The sequence below is a fragment of the Mangrovimonas sp. ST2L15 genome, from assembly GCF_001280515.1.
Classification (GTDB): domain Bacteria; phylum Bacteroidota; class Bacteroidia; order Flavobacteriales; family Flavobacteriaceae; genus Mangrovimonas; species Mangrovimonas futianensis.
In genome coordinates this window covers 743,544-764,334 of sequence record NZ_LBIQ01000030.1, presented here as the reverse complement: position 1 = coordinate 764,334, position 20,791 = coordinate 743,544, and the positions used below count along the sequence as shown (strand labels likewise).

14 protein-coding genes are annotated in these 20,791 nt (G+C 36.9%); 6 read left to right on the top strand and 8 right to left on the bottom strand.

What is annotated here, in order from left to right; all coding sequences use genetic code 11:
* Positions 1-96 precede the first annotated feature (96 nt).
* The 4 genes from ZA07_RS07230 (at position 97) to ZA07_RS07215 (ending at position 9,520) form a co-directional block, all read left to right on the top strand.
* A complete protein-coding gene (locus ZA07_RS07230; RefSeq protein ID WP_053971040.1) occupies positions 97-3,531 on the top strand; it encodes a hypothetical protein in 3,435 nt (1,144 codons plus the stop codon).
* Between the two features lie 56 nt (positions 3,532-3,587).
* A complete protein-coding gene (locus tag ZA07_RS07225; RefSeq protein ID WP_053971039.1) occupies positions 3,588-3,974 on the top strand; it encodes a hypothetical protein in 387 nt (128 codons plus the stop codon).
* A gap of 78 nt (positions 3,975-4,052) precedes the next feature.
* On the top strand, positions 4,053-8,375 hold the full coding sequence (locus ZA07_RS07220) for a CusA/CzcA family heavy metal efflux RND transporter (protein ID WP_053971038.1): 4,323 nt from the start codon (positions 4,053-4,055) through the stop codon (positions 8,373-8,375).
* 2 nt (positions 8,376-8,377) lie between these two features.
* A complete protein-coding gene (locus tag ZA07_RS07215; protein ID WP_053971037.1) occupies positions 8,378-9,520 on the top strand; it encodes an efflux RND transporter periplasmic adaptor subunit in 1,143 nt (380 codons plus the stop codon).
* A 37-nt stretch (positions 9,521-9,557) separates the two neighbouring features.
* Here ZA07_RS07215 and ZA07_RS16000 read toward each other — a convergent pair whose 3' ends face one another.
* The 3 genes from ZA07_RS16000 to ZA07_RS07205 form a co-directional block, all read right to left on the bottom strand.
* Entirely contained in the window at positions 9,558-9,728 is a 171-nt protein-coding gene (locus tag ZA07_RS16000) for a hypothetical protein (RefSeq protein ID WP_157492086.1), read from the bottom strand.
* 9 nt (positions 9,729-9,737) lie between these two features.
* Positions 9,738-11,279: a glycine--tRNA ligase gene (locus ZA07_RS07210; protein ID WP_053971036.1), complete on the bottom strand. Its 1,542-nt coding sequence runs from the start codon at positions 11,277-11,279 to the stop codon at positions 9,738-9,740.
* Between the two features lie 64 nt (positions 11,280-11,343).
* Complete coding sequence (locus ZA07_RS07205) at positions 11,344-12,228, bottom strand: hypothetical protein (RefSeq protein WP_157492085.1); 885 nt, start codon at positions 12,226-12,228, stop codon at positions 11,344-11,346.
* A 146-nt stretch (positions 12,229-12,374) separates the two neighbouring features.
* Between ZA07_RS07205 and ZA07_RS07200 the strand changes: the two genes are divergently transcribed.
* On the top strand, positions 12,375-13,061 hold the full coding sequence (locus ZA07_RS07200) for a ComF family protein (RefSeq protein ID WP_053971034.1): 687 nt from the start codon (positions 12,375-12,377) through the stop codon (positions 13,059-13,061).
* A gap of 54 nt (positions 13,062-13,115) precedes the next feature.
* Entirely contained in the window at positions 13,116-14,726 is a 1,611-nt protein-coding gene (locus ZA07_RS07195) for an Ig-like domain-containing protein (protein WP_053971033.1), read from the top strand.
* Here ZA07_RS07195 and ZA07_RS07190 read toward each other — a convergent pair.
* The 5 genes from ZA07_RS07190 to ZA07_RS07170 all read right to left on the bottom strand — a co-directional run bounded on the left by ZA07_RS07190 (position 14,713) and on the right by ZA07_RS07170 (position 20,780).
* Complete coding sequence (locus ZA07_RS07190; RefSeq protein WP_053972082.1) at positions 14,713-15,495, bottom strand: nitrilase family protein; 783 nt, start codon at positions 15,493-15,495, stop codon at positions 14,713-14,715. The genes ZA07_RS07195 and ZA07_RS07190 overlap by 14 nt on opposite strands.
* 53 nt (positions 15,496-15,548) lie before the next feature.
* Entirely contained in the window at positions 15,549-16,115 is a 567-nt protein-coding gene (locus ZA07_RS07185; protein WP_157492084.1) for a hypothetical protein, read from the bottom strand.
* Positions 16,116-16,155: 40 nt separating this feature from the next.
* Positions 16,156-17,925, bottom strand: coding sequence for a DNA mismatch repair protein MutS (locus ZA07_RS07180; RefSeq protein ID WP_053971031.1), 1,770 nt, complete (start codon positions 17,923-17,925; stop codon positions 16,156-16,158).
* Positions 17,926-18,010: 85 nt separating this feature from the next.
* Positions 18,011-18,766 carry a succinate dehydrogenase/fumarate reductase iron-sulfur subunit gene (locus tag ZA07_RS07175; protein ID WP_157492083.1) on the bottom strand — a complete coding sequence of 252 codons (756 nt, stop codon included), beginning with the start codon at positions 18,764-18,766 and terminating at the stop codon, positions 18,011-18,013.
* Between the two features lies 1 nt (position 18,767).
* Positions 18,768-20,780, bottom strand: coding sequence for a fumarate reductase/succinate dehydrogenase flavoprotein subunit (locus tag ZA07_RS07170; RefSeq protein ID WP_053971029.1), 2,013 nt, complete (start codon positions 20,778-20,780; stop codon positions 18,768-18,770).
* Positions 20,781-20,791: the final 11 nt, after the last annotated feature.

The window sequence follows — 20,791 nt, the reverse complement described above, 5'->3', positions numbered from 1 at the left end:
AATAAATAATGCGTTACATTTACCACAGAGAAGCCAACACCTTTTTTTCAAAAGCTATTAACAAAATAATTTGAAAAATATTCTGTTTACTATTTGATGAAACTAACGCTAACATGCCTACTCCTTTTGCTTGGAATGGCTTCCTTTGGCCAAAATCTGGATTCTAACTTCAGGTCAAAAAAGGTAGCTACAAGAGATAGTATTCTTATTGATAGCGTTAGTATCAACCCCAGCTTTTTCTCCATCAAAACAAAAGACAGCTCCTATATTGATGAATCCCATTACCTAGTAGATTTCTCAAAGTCTTTATTGACCTTCAAAAAAAAAATAGATACTGACACCATAATAATAAGCTACTTAAAATACCCTGAATTTTTAACCAAAACTTACAAGCAATTGGATGAAAACATCATCGTTGAAAGCAATGAAAACCTCAACCGTTTGTATAAACTGCAACAACCTAGTAAAAAGGAAGTCTTCACTCCTTTTGATGGTTTGAGCACCTCTGGGAGTATTTCAAGGGGAGTCGTCATTGGGAACAATCAAAACTCGGTTTTAAACAGTGAATTGGATTTGCAGATAACAGGTAAACTAAGTGACAAGGTATCCTTGAGAGCCTCTATTCAAGATGCCAATATTCCCCTTCAGGAAAGCGGATATTCCCAGCGTTTGGATGAATTTGATCAAGTCTTTATAGAATTATTCAGTGATAACTGGAAAATACGAGCAGGAGACATTGATTTAACCAATACCCAATCCTATTTTGCTAATTTCACCAAAAGAGTACAAGGTCTCGCCCTAGGAGCTACTTTAAATCATCCCGAATCGCAAACACAATTATTTGCCTCTGGAGCTTTGGTAAGAGGTCAGTTCACAACCAGCCAGTTTAATACCCAAGAAGGAAATCAAGGTCCATACAAACTTAAAGGCCCCAACCAAGAATTATATGTGTTAATCGTATCTGGTAGTGAAATTGTTTATGTTAACGGTGTATCCTTACAAAGGGGCGAAAACAAAGATTACATTATCGATTACAATGCTGGAGAAATCATTTTCAATTCCACTTTTCCAGTAACCTCCGAAATGCGTGTCACGGTAGACTATCAATACAGCGAAAGAAACTATTCCAGACTGATTGTTTATGGCGGAGGCCAATATGAAAGTGAAAAACTACAAATAGGCGCTTCCATATACAGTGAAAATGATTCCAAAAACAACCCGCTACAGCAAAACTTATCTCCCGATCAAGTGGAAACACTCTCACAAGCAGGAGATGACACTACTTTGATGGTAGCCCCTTCTGCAGTTCCCGAGAGCTATAATGAAAATAGAATTCTTTACCGAATAGACATCCTGAATGGTATTGAGATATTTGTGTTTTCAAACAATCCCGATGATGAACTTTACAGTGTCAAATTTACCCAGGTAGGAGAAAATCAAGGAGATTACATCATTAGCAGCACCAATGCCATCAACACTATCTATGAATATGTTGAACCAATAGGTGGTGTCCCACAAGGAAATTATGCTCCCATCATTCAGCTTATTGCCCCCACTAAGCTCCAAATAGGTGTTGTAAACGGTCATTACAAACCCATTTCCAAAACAGATATCTCGTTTGAACTGGCTGGAAGTAAAAGTGATGAGAATTTGTTTTCTAGTTTGGACAATGATGACAACGACGGATTTGCAGGAAAGATAGCATGGAATCAAAATGTGATAAAAAAGGACAGTTTGTGGAATTTGGATCTTTTTATTGATACCGATTACATTCATCAAAATTTTCAATCCATACAAAGAATTTACAATGCCGAATTTAATCGCGATTGGAATTTAGGCACCTCATCAACCCCACTACTTGCCACTGAACTAGGTAATCAAACATTAGCTAAGTCTGGGTTTAATTTATTTCATCATCAGAAAGGGCAAGCAACTTATAGATTTGAATACTTAAATTATTCTGAAAACTTTAATGGAAGTAGACATCTCTACAATGTCAATTTTCATTTGAACAAATGGCAAATAAGGTCCTTGTCCAGTTTTTTAAATGCGAATTCAAACACTAACGAATCGACTTTCTTGAGGAGCTACAATGTTTTAACCTATAGTCTGAATAAAGGATGGGCCGGGACTAAATTAGCCATGGAAGACAATGAGCAAAAGGAAAAATTAACGGGAAACTATACGGCACTAAGTCAAAGATATCAATCGGCCGAAGTATTTACCGGGGTTGGCGATAGCACCAATGTCTTTGCTGAAATAGGCTATAAGTTTCGGGTAAATGATAGCTTAAGGGCTGGAGATCTACAAAGGGTCAATACTTCCAACACTTACTATATTGACTCAAGATTAATCAACAACCAAAACACCAATCTTGCTGCATATATCAATTACAGGACCTTGAAGCAAGAAGACCCAAATTACGAGGATGAAAATTCATTAAACTCCAGAATCCAATACAGTCAAAAGTTTTTCAATCAAATTCTCCTTTTAAATACCGTTTACGAAACCAACTCAGGAACCTTACCTCAACAGGATTTCACTTATGTGGAAGTTGAACCAGGCCAAGGGAATTACACTTGGATAGATTATAACAACAATGGCATTCAGGAACTGGAAGAGTTTGAAATTGCTCAATTTCAGGATCAAGGAATGTATATTAGAGTGTTACTTCCCAATCAAGTCTATCTGAAGACCCATCAAAACAGACTAAGTGCCAACCTAACTATGAACTTTCAACAATGGTCTGTTTCGGATAATCACTTACAAAAATTCTTGGCTCACTTTTACAACCAAACTTCCTACTTAGTTGATAGAAAACACTTGAGGGAAGGAAGTAGCTTCAACTTAAATCCATTTAAAGACGATTTGGAAAACGAATTGGGGCTGCAATCCAATTTCAGAAATATTTTCTTCTTTAATCGCGGTAAACAACATTTTACAAGTAGCTACACCTATTTACAAAACCGGACCAAAAACACGCTCACCATAGGACAAATTGAAAACTCCCTGGTTAGCCACAAACTTCAATTTAATCACAAATTTGCAGAAAGTTGGCTACTAAATGTGGAATCCTATTTTAATAACACAGAGTCTTCAAGTGAAAATTATGCGAGTAAAAATTTCAATATTGATGAAACCTTATTATTCCCTAAGCTTTCCTACTTACTTAATGACAATACGCGATTTGATATTTTTTATAAAAACAATCAGAAAGAAAATACCATTGGTGATTTTGAAACCCTGAAACAACAAAACTATGGTGTATCATTCTCGTTTGCCGACACACAAAGTGCCGCTATAAATGGAGAATTCAATTACATTTCTAATGATTTTTCAGGAAATGCCAATACGCCTGTTTCCTATCAAATGATGGAAGGCTTGCAACCTGGAAAAAATTTAACATGGAGTTTATTGGCACAAAAGAAAATCACGCAATACTTGGATTTAAACCTGAATTATATGGGACGTAAAAGCGAAACTAGCCAGGTAATCCATACGGGAACCGTACAGTTAAAGGCTTATTTTTAAGTAATGTAACGTTTGTTACATCATTTCTTTTCAAAAAAATGGTATTTTTGTGTGGTATGCAAAAATTGTTATCCATAACCTATGCCTTTTTAATCCTGTTTCAAAGCATCAGTTTTGAAGTAGGCGATTTGGTTCATTTGGACACCTTTTTTGAACATGCCGAATTCCACAAACAGGCCTATGGTGACAGTTTTCTTCAGTTTTTAGCTGAACATTATGGCAACTCCAAAGAAAAGCACCAAGGGGACCACCAACATGAGGATCTCCCGTTCCAGCATGAACATCAAATGTGCTCCCATTTAAGTCCGGTTTTTACGTTTGAAAATTCAAATATCGAATTTGATCAAATAGAATTTGTAGAGATTCCTTGCAACTTTTTTTACAAGGAATCACACTCAATTTTTGAAAAATACCCCCTATTACAGCCGCCCAAAACAGCATAATTCTTCCTTAGAAATGATAGACCAGCGCCCATCCACAGGGCGACATGGGTCATATTTATTTAATTATCTAAAAGAATTATGTTAGAAAACATCATCAAACTGAGCTTAAAAAACAAGCTCATCATCCTTTTATTTACAGCTGGAATATTTGGCCTTGGACTTTATTCTTTAACCCAAATTTCCATTGGTGCGGTTCCTGATATTACCAATAACCAAGTTCAAGTTATCACCACATCCAGAAACCTATCCACCCAAGACGTTGAACAATTTATCACTTATCCCGTAGAGTTGGAAATGGCCAACCTTCCCGGAGTCAAGGAAATTAGATCGGTATCCAAATTCGGACTCTCGGTGGTAACAATAGTCTTTGACGACGATCTGGGCACCTATTTACCACGACAGCTTTTGGCCGAAAAAATAAAATCTGCCACCGAAAAAATCCCACAAGGATTTGGAACTCCAGAAATGGGGCCCATTACCACAGGGCTTGGAGAAATTTACCAATACACCTTAGATGTCAAACCAGATTACAAAGGTTCCTACTCAACAACCCAACTACGTACCATCCAAGACTGGATAGTAAAACGTCAATTGTCGGGTATTCCCGGCGTAGTTGAAATCAACACCTGGGGCGGCTACTTGAAACAATATGAAGTTAGCATCAATCCGCAGAAATTAGCGGCTATGAATATCTCCATCTCTGAGGTTTATGATGCTTTGGAAAAAAATAATAGTGTTGCGGGTGGTGGTTATATTGAAAAATCAGACCAAGCCTATTTCATCAGAGGCGAGGGTTTAGCAAAATCCTTAAATGACATTAAAAACATCGTGGTCAAAAATAATGGTGTCCCCCTTTATATTAGAGATGTTGCGACAGTAGGTTATGGGAGCGCTATTCGCTTTGGTGCTATCACAGGAAATGGTCAGGGAGAAAAAGTACTTGGACAAATCATGATGCTGAAAGATGGAAATTCCAAGCAAGTCATTGAAGCGGTGAAAGAACGTATAGCATCCATAGAAAGTACCTTGCCCGAAGGTGTTTATATAAATGGTTTTCTAGAACGTAGTGAACTGATTGACAAAACAACCTTTACCGTATCCGAAAACCTCATTTTAGGTTCTTTGATTGTTATTTTTGTAGTGGTTCTTCTTCTTGGAAATTTAAGGTCGGGCTTAGTTGTCGCTTCGGTGATTCCTTTAAGTTTATTGTTTGCCATTACCTTAATGAATGTGTTTGGGGTGGATGCCAATTTAATGAGCCTAGGAGCTATCGATTTTGGAATTATCATTGATGGCGCTGTTATCATTGTTGAGTTTATAGCTTTCCAAATTTCAAGTAATGCTGACAAGCTCCAGACCTTAACAAAAGGCGAAAGACAATCGGCCATTGATGCCATCACTAAAAAGAGTGCTACCAAAATGATGAATTCAGCCATCTTTGGTCAACTTATTATTTTAATCGTTTTCATCCCTATATTGTCACTCAGTGGTGTTGAAGGAAAAATGTTTAAACCCATGGCTCTCACGTTTAGTTTTGCCTTAATTGGCGCCATGATCCTATGTTTAACCTATGTGCCAGTAATTTCTTCCTTAGCCTTAAAACCTACTAAGGAAAAGAAAAACAACCTGTCCAAGCGACTTATCGCCTTTATGAACAAGCAATACCAACCTGTAATCAATTGGGCACTCAACCATAAAAAATATGTTATTGGTATGTCTGCCGCGTTGTTGCTTGCAAGTATTTGGATCTTCAGCAGCATGGGAGGAGAATTTGTGCCAACTTTAGATGAAGGTGATTTTGTGATTCAACCTGTTTTAAAAACGGGAACCTCACTAGATAAAACCATAGAGATTACTACTAAAATTGAAAATATCCTCATCAAAAATTTTCCAGAGGTGGACCAAGTCGTTAGTCGGATAGGCGCCGCAGAGGTTCCCACTGATCCCATGTCAATGGAACAAAGTGATGTTATCATCAAATTAAAACCCAAGGACCAATGGGTATCTGCAGAAACCAAAGATGAATTGGCCAATAAGTTTAAAGAAGCATTATCAGTTATCCCAGGAATGGACGTCGAATTCACCCAACCCATAGAAATGCGTTTCAATGAGCTTATTACTGGAGTTAGAGCCGATGTTGCCATTAAGGTCTTTGGAGCCGATTTGGAGATTTTGGCTAATAAAGCCAACCAAATAAAAAATCTGATTCAAAATGTAGAAGGTGCCTCGGATATTATTGTTGAAAAAGTAGCAGGACTACCACAAATGACCGTTACTTATAACCGAGATAAAATTGCACGCTACGGCCTTAACATTTCCGATTTAAATGATATCGTATCTATGGGATTTGCTGGTAAAACAGCCGGAAGCATTTTTGAAGGCGAAAAGAGATTTGACTTGGTAATGCGTTTAGATTCCAAATATCGTAAGGATATCAACAACTTAAAGACACTTTATGTAGATGGCCCTAATAACACCAAAATTCCTTTAAATGAATTAGCCAATATTGAATACACTACAGGACCGGCACAAATCTCGAGAGATGACACAAAAAGACGCATTGTAGTTGGTGTTAATGTTAGAAATCGGGATTTACAATCGGTGGTCGATGATATTCAAAACATCCTTAAAAAGGAACTCAGTCTTCCAGCAGGTTACAACATCACCTATGGAGGTCAATTTGAAAATCTCCAACAAGCTAAAAACAGATTGATGATTGCCGTACCACTTGCACTGGTTCTTATTTTCATCATGCTACATTTTGCCTTCAAATCGATTAAGGATGCCTTAATGATCTATTCAGCAATCCCATTATCAGCGGTTGGTGGTATCCTATTACTTTGGCTAAGAGATTTACCTTTCAGTATTTCGGCAGGTGTTGGTTTTATCGCTCTTTTCGGGATCGCTGTTCTAAATGGAATTGTACTCATTGAGCATTTTAAAGAACTCAAAAAGAAAGGTGATTTTGCGACCATTGAGGACCTCATCAAACAAGGGACCTCAGAGCGTTTAAGACCTGTTCTTTTAACTGCGGGTGCTGCAGCTCTTGGTTTCCTACCTATGGCTATTTCTACCAATGCAGGTGCCGAGGTTCAAAGACCTTTGGCTACCGTCGTCATTGGAGGTTTAATTACCGCTACCCTTTTAACCTTAGTCGTCTTACCCGTTCTTTACGCTTGGTTTGAAAAACCCCGAAAAGTACGTTTTAAAAAGAAATCCATTGTTACGGCGGTTGTAATCTTGGTCGGGTTCCAAATGCAAGCGCAGCAACAACCTTTAAGTATCGAGGAAGCCGTAGCATTGGCCATTGAGAATAACAACGAATTAAAAGCCTCCCAAGCACAGACCGAAGAAAGTAAAGCGCTAATTGGATCAGCCTTCAATTTTGATAAAATGGCGGTTTATTATCACTATGACGAAAATAATTTGGCTATAAATAATGAGCCTTTAAAGGTTTGGGGTATTTCTCAGGATTTTAAATTTCCAACCGTATATTTTGCTTACCAGAAAGTAAATCAAGCACAATACAACAGGCAACAATCAGCACAGGAGCTTAAGACGCTTCAGTTGACTAAAGAAGTTTATACTGCTTTTTACCAATTGAAATATTCAAAAAGAAAAGCCGACACCTACCAATTTCTAGATAGCTTATACCAAAATTTCTCCAAATCTGCCAAACGAAGGTTTGAACTGGGAGAAACCAATTATTTGGAAATGATAACTGCACAATCCAAGCAAAAACAGATTGAAACGGTCTTTAAACAAGCTCAACAAGAAGTTGCAAAATCTAAGGAAACTCTTAAAAAAGTGATACAATTAGACAGCTTAGATTTTGAAATTGATGATGAAATTCTAACCAGATTAGAAGTAAATACTTTAGGACTTGACACGAATCCGGGCCTTCACTTTTTTGAATCTTCCAAAATATACTTTCAGGCATTGGAAGTCAAAGAAAAACAAGATTTACTGCCTGATTTAAGTGCTGAATATTTTCAAGGGACCAACAGTCAACTCAATGGAAATTTGATAGGCTATCAATTTGGAGTTAAAATACCCATTTTGTTTTCTGGGCAAGCATCAAAAATAAAGGCCAGCAAAATTGCTGTAGACCGTATTACCTATGAGCAGCAAAACTATCAGCAAATTCTGAAAAGCAAACAACAAAGTTTGTTGGCCACCCTCAAACAATATGAGGAGGCTATTTCCTACTATGAATCACAAGGAAAAACACTTTCAGAGGAAATCATTTCAACAGCACAAAGAACCTTTAAAGAAGGTGAAATTGACTTCTTTCAATACATTCAAAGTATTGAAACTGCCAAGGACATCGAATTGGAATACCTCCAAAATCTTAATCTATACAACCAAACCGTCATTCAACTTAACTTTTTAATTCTATAATCATGAAATATCTATATAGCCTTCTTTTATTACTTTTTGTTGTTTCCTGCAAAAGCAATCCTGAAGAAGCCCCAGTTGCAGAATCAAATGAATCTAGCCACGAGCTGGAAATTACCCGAGAGCAATTTCAAGGAGAGTCTATGGCCTTGGGCCAACTTTCTGAATACCATTTTCAGGAAACGGTTCAAGTAAACGGAATGATTGATGTGCCCCCACACAACAAATCAAATATCACCACTTTTATGGGAGGATATGTCACCAAAACACCTCTTCTTGTGGGTGACTTGGTAAAAAAAGGACAATTATTGGTCACACTAGAAAACACCGAATATGTTGAAATACAACAGCAATATCTGGAAGCAGCAGAAAAATTAACTTTTCTAAAGAGTGAGTATGAGCGACAAAAAACATTGTTTGATGAAAACATTACCTCACAAAAAAATTATCTGCAAGCCGAAAGCAACTATAAAAGCAATCTGGCCCATTACAATGGCCTAAAAAAGAAATTGGAAATGATGAACCTCAGTCCTAAATCGGTTGAAGAAGGACACATATCCAAATCCATTAATCTCTATGCGCCTATTTCTGGGAGTGTTTCCAAGGTAAACATTAGCAATGGGAATTACGTTTCGCCAGCTGATACTATAATGGAAATTGTGGATACAGACCACATTCATTTGGAATTATCGGTTTTTGAAAAAGACATCATGAAAATTAAAAAGGGACAAACCATTCAATTTAAAATACCCGAAGCTTCCAATGATATTTATACAGCAGAAGTGCATTTGGTAGGCACTACCATTGATGAAAATACAAGACGAGTTCAAGTACACGGACATTTGAATAAAGAGGAGGCCAACTTTATTGTTGGGATGTATGTAGAAGCTTATATTTCAGTTAGTCAAAAAACAGCTAAAGGATTGCCCAATGAAGCTATCATAAAAACTGAGAATGAAGCCTATGTTTTAACCTTGGCAGAAACCACCGAAACGGCCTACTATTTTGAAAAAACAGAAGTGCCATTGGGTGAAACCTACGAACAAACCACCGAGATTCTAAATCCCGATAAATTGAAAGGAAAAGATATTTTAATAAAAGGAACCTCCCTTTTGGATAATGAAGGAGACTCGGGGCATGGGCATTAAAAAATAAGAAAAGCCCAAGTTAAAACTTGGGCTTTTCTTATTTTTTATAACTGTTAAAGGAAATTATCAAAACGATAACAGCTCCTAATATTAGCGCTATGTAAGCTTTGGCATTTTCAGAGAAAGAAGGTTGGTCGTAATCTAAAAAGGTAACCCCAAAAACCATTAACAAGATCCCCAAAAATCGAATAACTTTCTGTTTGTTCATTTAGCCCAATTACATTTTCATCAACCATTCCTTGACATCCACCTCTTTTTTGATGATATCGCGAAGTGCTGAAATCTTAACGCGTTTTTGCTCCATAGAATCGCGATGACGAATAGTCACAGTGTTATCATCTAAAGTATCGTGGTCTACGGTAATACAGAATGGTGTACCAACAGCATCTTGACGACGGTAGCGACGACCTACAGCATCTTTTTCATCATAATCCACATTGAAATCCCACTTCAAATCATCTACAATTTTTTTGGCGATATCAGGAAGACCATCCTTTTTAACCAAAGGCAATACGGCTGCCTTAGTTGGCGCTAACACCGCTGGTATTTTTAAAACTGTTCTGGTGGTGTTATTTTCAAGTTCTTCTTCTACCAAAGAATTTGAGAATACCGCCAAGAACATTCGATCTAAACCTATGGAAGTTTCTAGCACATAAGGCACATAACTTCTATTCTCTTCATGGTCAAAATATTGTAATTTTTTACCTGAAAACTCTTCGTGTTGTTTTAAATCGAAATCTGTACGTGAGTGAATTCCTTCCAATTCTTTAAATCCGAAAGGAAATTTAAACTCAATATCTGTAGCGGCATCGGCATAATGGGCTAATTTTTCATGGTCATGAAAGCGATAATTATCGGCTCCCATCCCTAATGATTGGTGCCATTTGTACCTTGTTTCCTTCCAGTAGTCAAACCATTCTTGCTGCGTTCCCGGCTTGATGAAAAACTGCATTTCCATTTGTTCAAACTCACGCATTCTAAATATAAACTGTCTGGCAACTATTTCATTTCTAAAGGCCTTTCCTGTTTGGGCGATTCCAAAAGGAATTTTCATACGTCCTGTTTTTTGAACGTTTAGGAAATTCACAAAAATACCTTGTGCCGTTTCTGGCCTTAAATATAAATCCATGGCACTATCTGCGGATGCACCCAACTTAGTTCCAAACATCAAATTAAACTGTTTGACATCGGTCCAGTTTTTACTTCCGGTTAGAGGATCTGCAATATCCAGTTCCTCAATAAGTGCTTTCACATCAGCTAAATTTTCATTTTCCAAAGATTTACCCAAACGCTTTAAAATAGCCTCTCCTTCTTCCTTGTATTTTAAAACCCTAGGATTGGTTGCCAAAAACTGATCTTTGTCAAAGGCATCTCCAAAGCGCTTTTCGGCCTTTTTAACTTCCTTCTCAATTTTAGCATCTAATTTCCCCACATAGTCCTCTACCAAGACATCAGCCCTGTAGCGTTTTTTGGAGTCTTTATTATCAATTAACGGATCATTAAACGCATCGACGTGACCAGAAGCCTTCCATGTGGTTGGGTGCATAAAAATAGCAGCATCAATACCAACAATGTTATCGTGCATTTGCACCATGGCCTTCCACCAATAATCACGTATGTTTTTCTTTAATTCTACACCATTTTGGGCGTAATCGTAAACCGCACTTAGCCCATCGTAAATTTCACTACTTTGAAACACATAACCGTATTCCTTAGCGTGTGATATAACCTTCTTAAATTGATCGTCTTGATTTGTCATATGGCAAAATTAAAAAACCGCTCCAACTAATGGAACGGTTTCTTTAAAAATATAAATGAGTTAGTTAATTAAGTTCCATTTCAGTAGCTCCTAATGGTAGCATGTCCTGGAAAATAAAAATTTTGTAAACGCCAGCAGTTAAATTAGCCTTCGAATTGATATTGATTTTGGTACAAACATCCATTTCATCACTAATGTTCTGAATGGTTGTTTTACCACTATAAGTCAAGGTATTTGTTTTATTTGATATAGACCCTCTAGGTTCCACAACTTCATTCTGTGGATTTAGAATTTGAACATAAATTTCTTTGTTCCCTATAGGAGTTAATTTGTTACTTAAAAGAGTAGCACAAACTTCAATATGGTCAAGTTTGTTCAATTTATCTGTAGTTGTAATCGTTCCGAAATTAATGGAATTTAAGGCTTCGGCATGCACATTATCGGCAGATAGCGCTTCAACCTTACTTAGGGTGGTTGTCAAAAAATGATTCTCAAGTTCCAAATCTTTTATATAGGAAACTTTGGATACCAATTCATTTGAAACAGAATCAACCTGAGTTTGTAGCAGGTCATTCTCAACCTGAATAGATTTTATTTTTTTAAATAGTCGCGTTCTTTCGCTATTAAGAATCGCTAATTGACTTTTGTACTTAGATATCAAAGACGCATCAGCTTTCATAATGTTTAAAGAATCTAATGCCAGCTCCATTCTGGTTTTTGAATCCTTTAATTCTTGGTTTAGCTCCTTGTTGTCTGTCTTTACCTCGTCATAGCTTTGAATCATTTGAGACAATTCATTTTGAACCAAATGGGCTTCCTGCTCTAAAAAATCTTGATGATTTTTTAAGGTTTGATAAGTGGAAAAACTATAAGACCCTAATACAACAATTGCTATTGCTAATGCACCGATAATTAATCTATAGTTAAATAATTGAGGGTTAACTATCATTACTTCGGGATTATTTCGCGAATCTAACAAGAAAGAGGATTTAAAATAATTTTTATCGATAAACTGAAAAAATAATTGATAAAACTCTACAAACAGCACATATTCTTTAATAAAGCAGTTAAAAAAGTAATATTTATCTTTAAGCTATGCTGAAATACCTCACAGATATTATCGATTTGTTCTTTCCAAAAGTGTGTTTGGCTTGTCATGATGCCTTGAGTGATCACGAACTACATCTTTGCACCAATTGCCGACATGATTTACCAGTTTTAAATCATCCTCATGACTCAGAAAATGAAGTCAAGAAAATATTTTATGGAAGAATCCCCATTAAACAAGCCACTTCCCTCCTTGTATATGAGAAAAAGGGACTCACCCAACAATTAATACACAATCTTAAATATAAAAACCAAGAGCAAGTTAGCTATATGTTAGGCTCCTGGCTGGGTGCCGAGTTAAAGGAACATGAGGCTTACCGAGCGATTGACATGGTCATCCCAGTGCCTTTGCACAAAAACAAACTAAAGAAACGAGGATATAACCAAGTGGCAGGATTCGCAAAAGAGCTTGCCAATGAATTGGATGCAGAATACATGGACGAAATCTTAATCAAAGTTACCAACACCCAATCACAAGTTGGAAAAAACCGATGGGCCAGGTGGAACAATACAGAAATCTTCAAACTTCAAAATCATGAAAAAATTGCGAACAAACACCTATTGTTAGTTGATGATGTTATTACCACTGGAGCCACTATAGAGGCATGCTTTAATGTACTAACTCAAGCAAAAAATGTTAAAATTAGTCTTGCTTCCATGGCAATAGCCCAATAGTAATTTCGTTAATAACAAATTAGTTGTTTCTTTGTGTAAATTTTTAAAAGAGGAATGAATCAACTGTTCAAAAACCTTATTTATTCAATAATAGCTGGATTAATATTAGTAAACTGTGCCAATAGAGGAAGACCACAAGGCGGCCCAAAAGATGAAGATCCGCCCATTATTGTAAAATCTGAACCAGAAAATTTCTCAACCAATTTTTCAGGGGATGTCATTACCATATATTTTGATGAGTATGTAAAGATCAAAAACATACAAAAGCAGCTTATCATTTCCCCTCCCATGGACACAAAACCAGATATAACACCCTTGGGCGGTGCTAGTAAGTTTATAAGGATAAATATCAAAGATACTTTGGCTCCCAATACTACCTATGCCTTCAATTTTGGCAATAGTATTGTTGATAATAACGAAGAAAATCCGTATCCCTACTTCCGTTATGTTTTTTCAACAGGAGATTACATTGATTCCTTAACAGTTTCTGGAAATATTCTGGACGCCGAATTGATTAAACCAGACAACTTTGTTTCTGTCATGCTATATGAAATGGATAGTACTTACACCGATTCTATCATATTTAAGGATCAACCCAGATATATTACCAACACCTTGGATAGCCTTACCCAGTTTACCATAGAAAATATTAAGCCTGGACAATACATGTTGTTTGCCATGAAAGATGCCAATCAAGATAATAAATTCCAGCAGGCAACAGATAAAATTGCTTTTCATCCAACACCAATTACAGTTCCAAACGATTCGGCTCTTTATGATCTTAAATTATTTAAGGAGCAACTTGACCCCAAGGTTATTAGACCTCGTTTGGTTTCTGGGGAACGTATTGCATTTGGATACAAAGGGGGTTACGAAAACATGGAGATACTGGTGCAATCTGATGTTCCTGAAGATTATTCTTATCGAATCACAAAAAATGCCACTACAGATACCTTAGACTATTGGTACAAACCGCGATTGGAAGTAGACTCCCTTATTTTCAAGGTTAGAAATAAAGATTATGAAGAAGATTTCACCGTTAAAATTAGTGAACAACCGAGAGATACGTTAACCATTAAGAATGAAAGCAAATCCACACTTAACTTCAATGAAGATTTCATTCTATCAGCTAGCACACCCTTTTATGAAATTAAAGAGGACAATATAAGTATCATGGATAAGGACTCCTTAGATGTTCCCTTTCAAACCAAACTGGATACTTTATTAAACCACTTGGTTTTTAATTTTGAGAAAACTCAAAGCAATAAATATGAAGTAAATGTTTTGCCACAGGCATTTACAGACTTTTTTGGAGATACAAACGACAGTTTAAAATACACTATCAGCACCAAAAAGCTATCTGACTATGGCAATGCAAGAATCAATTTAAAAAATGCACAATATCCTGTGATTGTTCAATTAACAAATGATAAAGGGGAAGTCAAATATGAACAGTATAGTGAAAAAGAAGAACCTATTGACTTCACTAATATCGATACCGGAAATTATAGAATTAGAGTGATTTATGACACCAATAAAAATGGCAAATATGACTCTGGAAATGTTCTAAAAAGGCAGCAGCCCGAACGAATTATTTATTCTTCGGATATTCTTGAAGCCAATGCCAACTGGGAAAACATTGAAGATTTTATCATAACAAACTAAACCGATCTCTATCCCTTAAAAAACCTAGTTTATTACGATTAGTTATAATATGTTCCTTTCTTAAGGAAACGATATCCATCCATTCTGTTTCCTTATTTTGGATCGATATTTTATTTCCCAAAACATCATAGGCTGCAGAATGTCCCGAATACTCATAACCATTGCCATCCAGTCCAATTCGATTAACACCAATGCAATAACTCATATTTTCTATGGCACGAGCTTTAAGCAAGGTATCCCAAGCATCTATTCTTAATTTGGGCCAATTGGCGACATAGAGAAGCAAATCATAATCTTCGGTATTTCTAGCAAATACAGGAAAGCGAAGATCATAACAAATAAGCGGACAAATTTTCCACCCTTTATAATCTACAAGTAACTTTTCACTACCAGCTTTATAAACACGGTCTTCACCAGCCAAGGTAAAAGTGTGCCGCTTGTCATAGGTTTGAAATGTTCCATCTGGAAATACAAAAAAGAGTCGATTGAAAAATTGACTGTCTTCTTGTATGATCAAACTTCCTGTTAACCCTATCTGATGGGTCTTGGCTTGATTAACTAGCCAATTTACCGTTTCCCCAGCAATAGATTCGGCCAATTTCTTGGCCTGCATGCTAAACCCCGTGGAAAACATTTCTGGAAGCACTACCAAATCGACTTGTTCTGAAACAGCTGCTATCTTTTTAGAGAATTGCTCACGGTTGGCAGTGGGGTTTTCCCAAAAAAGGTGGGATTGAATAAGACAAACTTGAAGATAATCATTCGACATAACCATACATTTAAAATACTCTTACAATTTCTGGCAAGAATAAGAAGAGCCTGCTATTCTTTAATTTTAAAGGAATCTATTATAGCATTTATATCGTCTAAACTTTTATCAAAATTAGAACTTAAAACTTGGTAACTCAGAATATAATCTTGTCCAAGATAATTAAATAAAACCTTCAACCTAACTACTTTTTCACCTTGTTGAATAGAATTTTGATGGATAATATAATATTTACCATAAATACCATGTTCCGCTGAAGAAATTTTCGGATTATAAATGGATCCTCCCTTTAAGCCGAAAACATGCTTTTTCAAAGATTCCTCAACATCATTACTTTTATAAGTCGCGTTATCATAGCAAGCCACTGTTAGGTAATTTTGGTAATAGTTTTCATCTAATCTAAATACAGTTTTAGGTGAAAATGATAAGATATCGTGAAAACCTAGGTAAGCACACCAATTTTCGGGCAAGTCTAGCTCATATTTTTTTTGAGCCATTTGCTGATCCAACATAGTAGGAGTTAAACAAATATAATTCGCAATTTTTTTGGAATTAGATTGAGAATAAGATATTGCTGTGAAGCCAATAAAAAATAAAAAGCTCCAAATAATTAATTTCATAATAAGTGGTTCAAAATTAAATTTAGCCTTTTCTATAAAACTACACAATCTCCATCTTCTTCAATAAAAAACTGGCGTTCATATTTTGACAGATTCCCTTTTTAAGTTTGTAATCAAAAAAGAGTTCTTCATTGATGATTTGGGCATCAAAATAATAGTTTTTAACCGGCTCCAAATCCTTTTCAATCTCACACAAGCTAAGGTCATGTGTTGCGATAATACCAGTAGCATCTGAAGCCACCAATTTCTCAACAAACTTTTTAGAGCCAATAGCCTTATCAGTACTATTGGTTCCTTTCAAAATTTCATCCAGAATAATAAAATAGGGCTGCTCTTTAATGGCATCTACAATAAACTTCAATCTAGTAAGTTCGGAAAAGAAATAGGAACTATCATCGGTTAAAGAATCACTGGTTCGCATACTGGTTATCAATTTAACCGGATGGTACTGGCTTGATTTGGCACAAACTGGCAAACCCATATTGGCCATTACGATATGAAGTGAAACGGTTCTTAAAAAGGTACTCTTCCCAGCCATGTTAGCTCCAGTAACTATAAAAAATTGTTCCTGATTTATTTCAAGATCGCTATCAACGCGTTTCTGCGCTGGCAATAAAGGATGACCAAGAGACTCAGCCTTAATACAAGACCTATTATCTACAATCTCTGGATACACATAACTTGGATGATTGAAAGCAAAATTTCCTAAGGAATTATAAGCGTCAAAAAACGTTACCGCTTCAAACCAATGAGCCACTGTTTGGTGATATTGACGAATCCATTTTTCAATCTTATAACTATTTTTAAGATCGGTCAAAAACAATCCATTTCCAAAAATGGCGCCTATCATGTTATTTCGATTATCTAAGGCATCCAAGTGTTTGGAAAATTGACTAAAAATAGCCGAAGCCTTTTCTTGGTGGCTTTGAATTTGCTGTTGTTTGGCCAGAAGCATTTCAGATGAAAACGATTCATTTTCTATCTTATTTAGAAGCAATGCATACTGCCTAAAGGTTTCCTTTACCTTATCAGAATTGGAAGCTAAGACATTTATTTTCTTCAAATATTTTCCTGTGATCCCTAGCCCCAACATCAACCAATATCCCAAAAAGGTCAAATGGCTATAATCATAAGCCGACCAAACAACCAATGCTACAGAACCCAACCCAAAAACAGTTGGAAACCACCTCATCATCGCTGGCACAAAACTTTGATGCTCCTTTAACCATTTTAAAATTTGGTTGGCAGGAACCTCAACCTTGATTAAAGAGGCGATGGCTGAAAATTCCTGTCGCCATTCAGCCTTCTTATCTAATTCCTGAATAGCTTGTTGTTTGGAAACAATATTCTCAACATCATTAGCTTTCAATAAGTGGGCCAAGGTTTCACTTCCCTCTTCCAGACGTGTTCGGTTAAGAAATTGAAAAAAGGATCCCTTACCAAATAAATCTATATCATAAGCATACTCATGAAGTGCATCATTAAAGCGCATTCCTTGATCCCGATGATGAAATTTGCCTTTACCTATTTCCAATTCTTCCTCATTAATTCCTACAAGAGCCTTGTGAAGATTCCGCTTTCTTTTAGTGCGCATGTACTTTAAAAGAAGCAAACCAAACAAAGCGGTTCCAACCAAGAAAATTACGCCTGCCAATGGCAAGTTTTCAAAAAAGAAATAAACCCCTGCAACGGTCAATAAAAACACGGTTAACCTCAACATACTCAAAACATACATTTGTTTGTTGAGCCTTTCAACGCTTTGCTGATGGATTTTTAATTGGTGTTGATAAAAGTTATTTGGATCTTTCATGAGGTCATCTGTTGACTATAGACAAAAACTCCCAAGCTTTCACTTGGGAGAATTTATATTTTCTATAATATTTTGAATCTAAATATTAGCCTTTCAAGGAAGCCTTTAAATACTCACGGTTCATACGTGCAATATTCTCTAAAGAAATTCCTTTTGGACATTCCACTTCACATGCTCCAGTATTTGTACAGTTTCCGAATCCTTCTTCATCCATCTGTTTCACCATGTTTAATACACGTTCTGTAGCTTCAACTTGGCCTTGTGGTAACAAAGCATATTGAGATACTTTGGCTCCAACAAATAACATAGCACTCGAGTTTTTACAACTTGCAACACAAGCACCACAACCAATACAGGTAGCGGCATCCATAGCCTCATCTGCCGCTTCCTTTGAAATAGGAATCGCATTGGCATCCTGAGTGTTACCAGAGGTATTTACTGAAATATATCCTCCCGCTTGTTGAATACGCTCAAAGGCTGTTCTGTCAACAACCAAGTCTTTAATTACTGGAAATGCTGTAGCTCTCCATGGCTCGATGGTAATAGTATCGCCATCATTAAACATACGCATATGCAATTGACAGGTTGTTACACCACGATCCGGCCCATGTGCCTCCCCATTGATATAAAGCGAACACATACCGCAAATTCCTTCACGGCAATCATGGTCAAATGCGACAGGCTCTTCACCTGAGTTTACCAATTGCTCGTTCAAAACATCCATCATTTCAAGAAAAGACATGTGTTCTGAAATATCATTAACTTTATAATCGACCATTTGACCCTTAGTATTTGAGTCTTTCTGTCTCCAAATTTTAAGTGTTAAATTCATAATGTCTATCTTATTTGTATGAACGTTGTTTTAGTTCAATATCTTTAAATTCCAATTGTTCTTTGTGTAAAACGGCATCAGCAGGCTCTCCTTTATATTCCCAAGCTGCTACAAAAGCAAAATCTTGGTCATTACGTTTAGCTTCTCCTTTTTGCTCACCACTTTCTTCAACAGACTCTTCTCTAAAGTGACCTCCACAAGACTCTTCTCTCATTAAGGCATCCTTAGCGAATAATTCACCTAGTTCCAAAAAGTCGGCCACACGTCCTGCTTTTTCCAATTCCGGATTCATTTCACTAGCACCTCCCGGCACTTTGACCTCTTTCCAGAACTCTTCACGAATTTGTTTAATCTCAGCCATAGCTTCTTTTAAACCTTGTTCGTTTCTAGCCATTCCAACTTTATCCCACATCACTTTTCCTAGTCGCTTATGGAAATGATCTACAGATTTGGTTCCATTGTTATTAATGAAGAAATCGATGCGATCTTTAACCGCTTTTTCAGCTTCATCAAATTCTTTGGTTTCCGTTGAAATTTTTCCTGTACGAATGTCATCTGCCAAATAATCTCCAATAGTGTATGGTAATACAAAGTAACCATCGGCCAAACCTTGCATCAAAGCTGAGGCTCCTAATCTGTTTGCACCGTGATCTGAGAAGTTCGCTTCCCCAATGCAATAACATCCTGGAATGGTAGTCATCAAGTTGTAATCAACCCAAACACCACCCATGGTATAGTGGGTAGCTGGATAAATCATCATTGGCGTTTTATATGGATTCTCATCAACGATTTTCTCATACATCTGGAATAAGTTCCCGTATTTCGCTTCAACGATTTTTTCTCCTAGCTCGGTAATTTTTGCTTTAGAAGCATCTTTAATATTGTGAATTTTAGCCTGCTCCTTACCGTAGCGCTCGATAGCTGAAGCAAAATCCAAATAAACAGCTTCTCCAGTTGCATTTACACCATAACCAGCATCACAACGCTCTTTGGCAGCACGGGATGCTACGTCACGAGGCACTAAGTTTCCAAACGCCGGGTAACGACGCTCTAAGTAATAATCTCTTTCGTCTTCGGATAAATCGGTTGGCTTTTTACGACCTTCACGAATAGCCATTACATCATCCATGTGTTTAGGCACCCAGATACGTCCATCATTACGAAGGGACTCAGACATCAATGTCAATTTAGACTGATAGTCTCCTGAACGTGGAATACAAGTTGGGTGAATTTGTGTATAACATGGGTTAGCGAAATAGGCTCCTTTTTTATGTATTTTCCAAGCTGCAGTGGCGTTACTTCCCATAGCATTGGTGGATAGGAAATAAACATTTCCATAACCTCCTGAGGCTATCACAACAGCATGCGCTGAATGTCTTTCAATTTCTCCAGTCACCAAATTACGGGCAATAATACCTCTAGCCTTTCCATCAACAACAACAACATCCAACATTTCATGGCGGTTGTACATTTCAATCTTTCCACGAGCAATTTGTCGGTTCATCGCTGAATAGGCACCCAATAAAAGCTGCTGACCAGTTTGACCTTTGGCATAAAAGGTACGAGATACCAAAACCCCACCAAATGAACGGTTATCTAAAAGTCCGCCATAATCACGAGCAAATGGAACCCCTTGGGCCACACATTGATCAATAATGTTTGCAGATACTTCAGCCAAACGATATACATTAGCCTCACGAGAACGGTAATCTCCTCCTTTAACAGTATCATAAAACAACCTGTAAGTTGAATCACCATCACCTTGGTAATTTTTAGCAGCATTAATCCCCCCTTGTGCCGCAATGGAGTGCGCACGACGTGGTGAATCTTGATAAGCAAATGCTTTTACATTATACCCTAATTCTGCCAAGGTTGCAGCTGCCGAACCACCTGCCAATCCTGTTCCAACCACAATTACATCAATATGACGCTTGTTTGCTGGGTTAACTAAATTGATTTTATCTTTATAAGTGGTCCACTTATCTTTAATGGGCCCCTTTGGTACTTTTGAATCTAAAGCCATATTAGAATTTT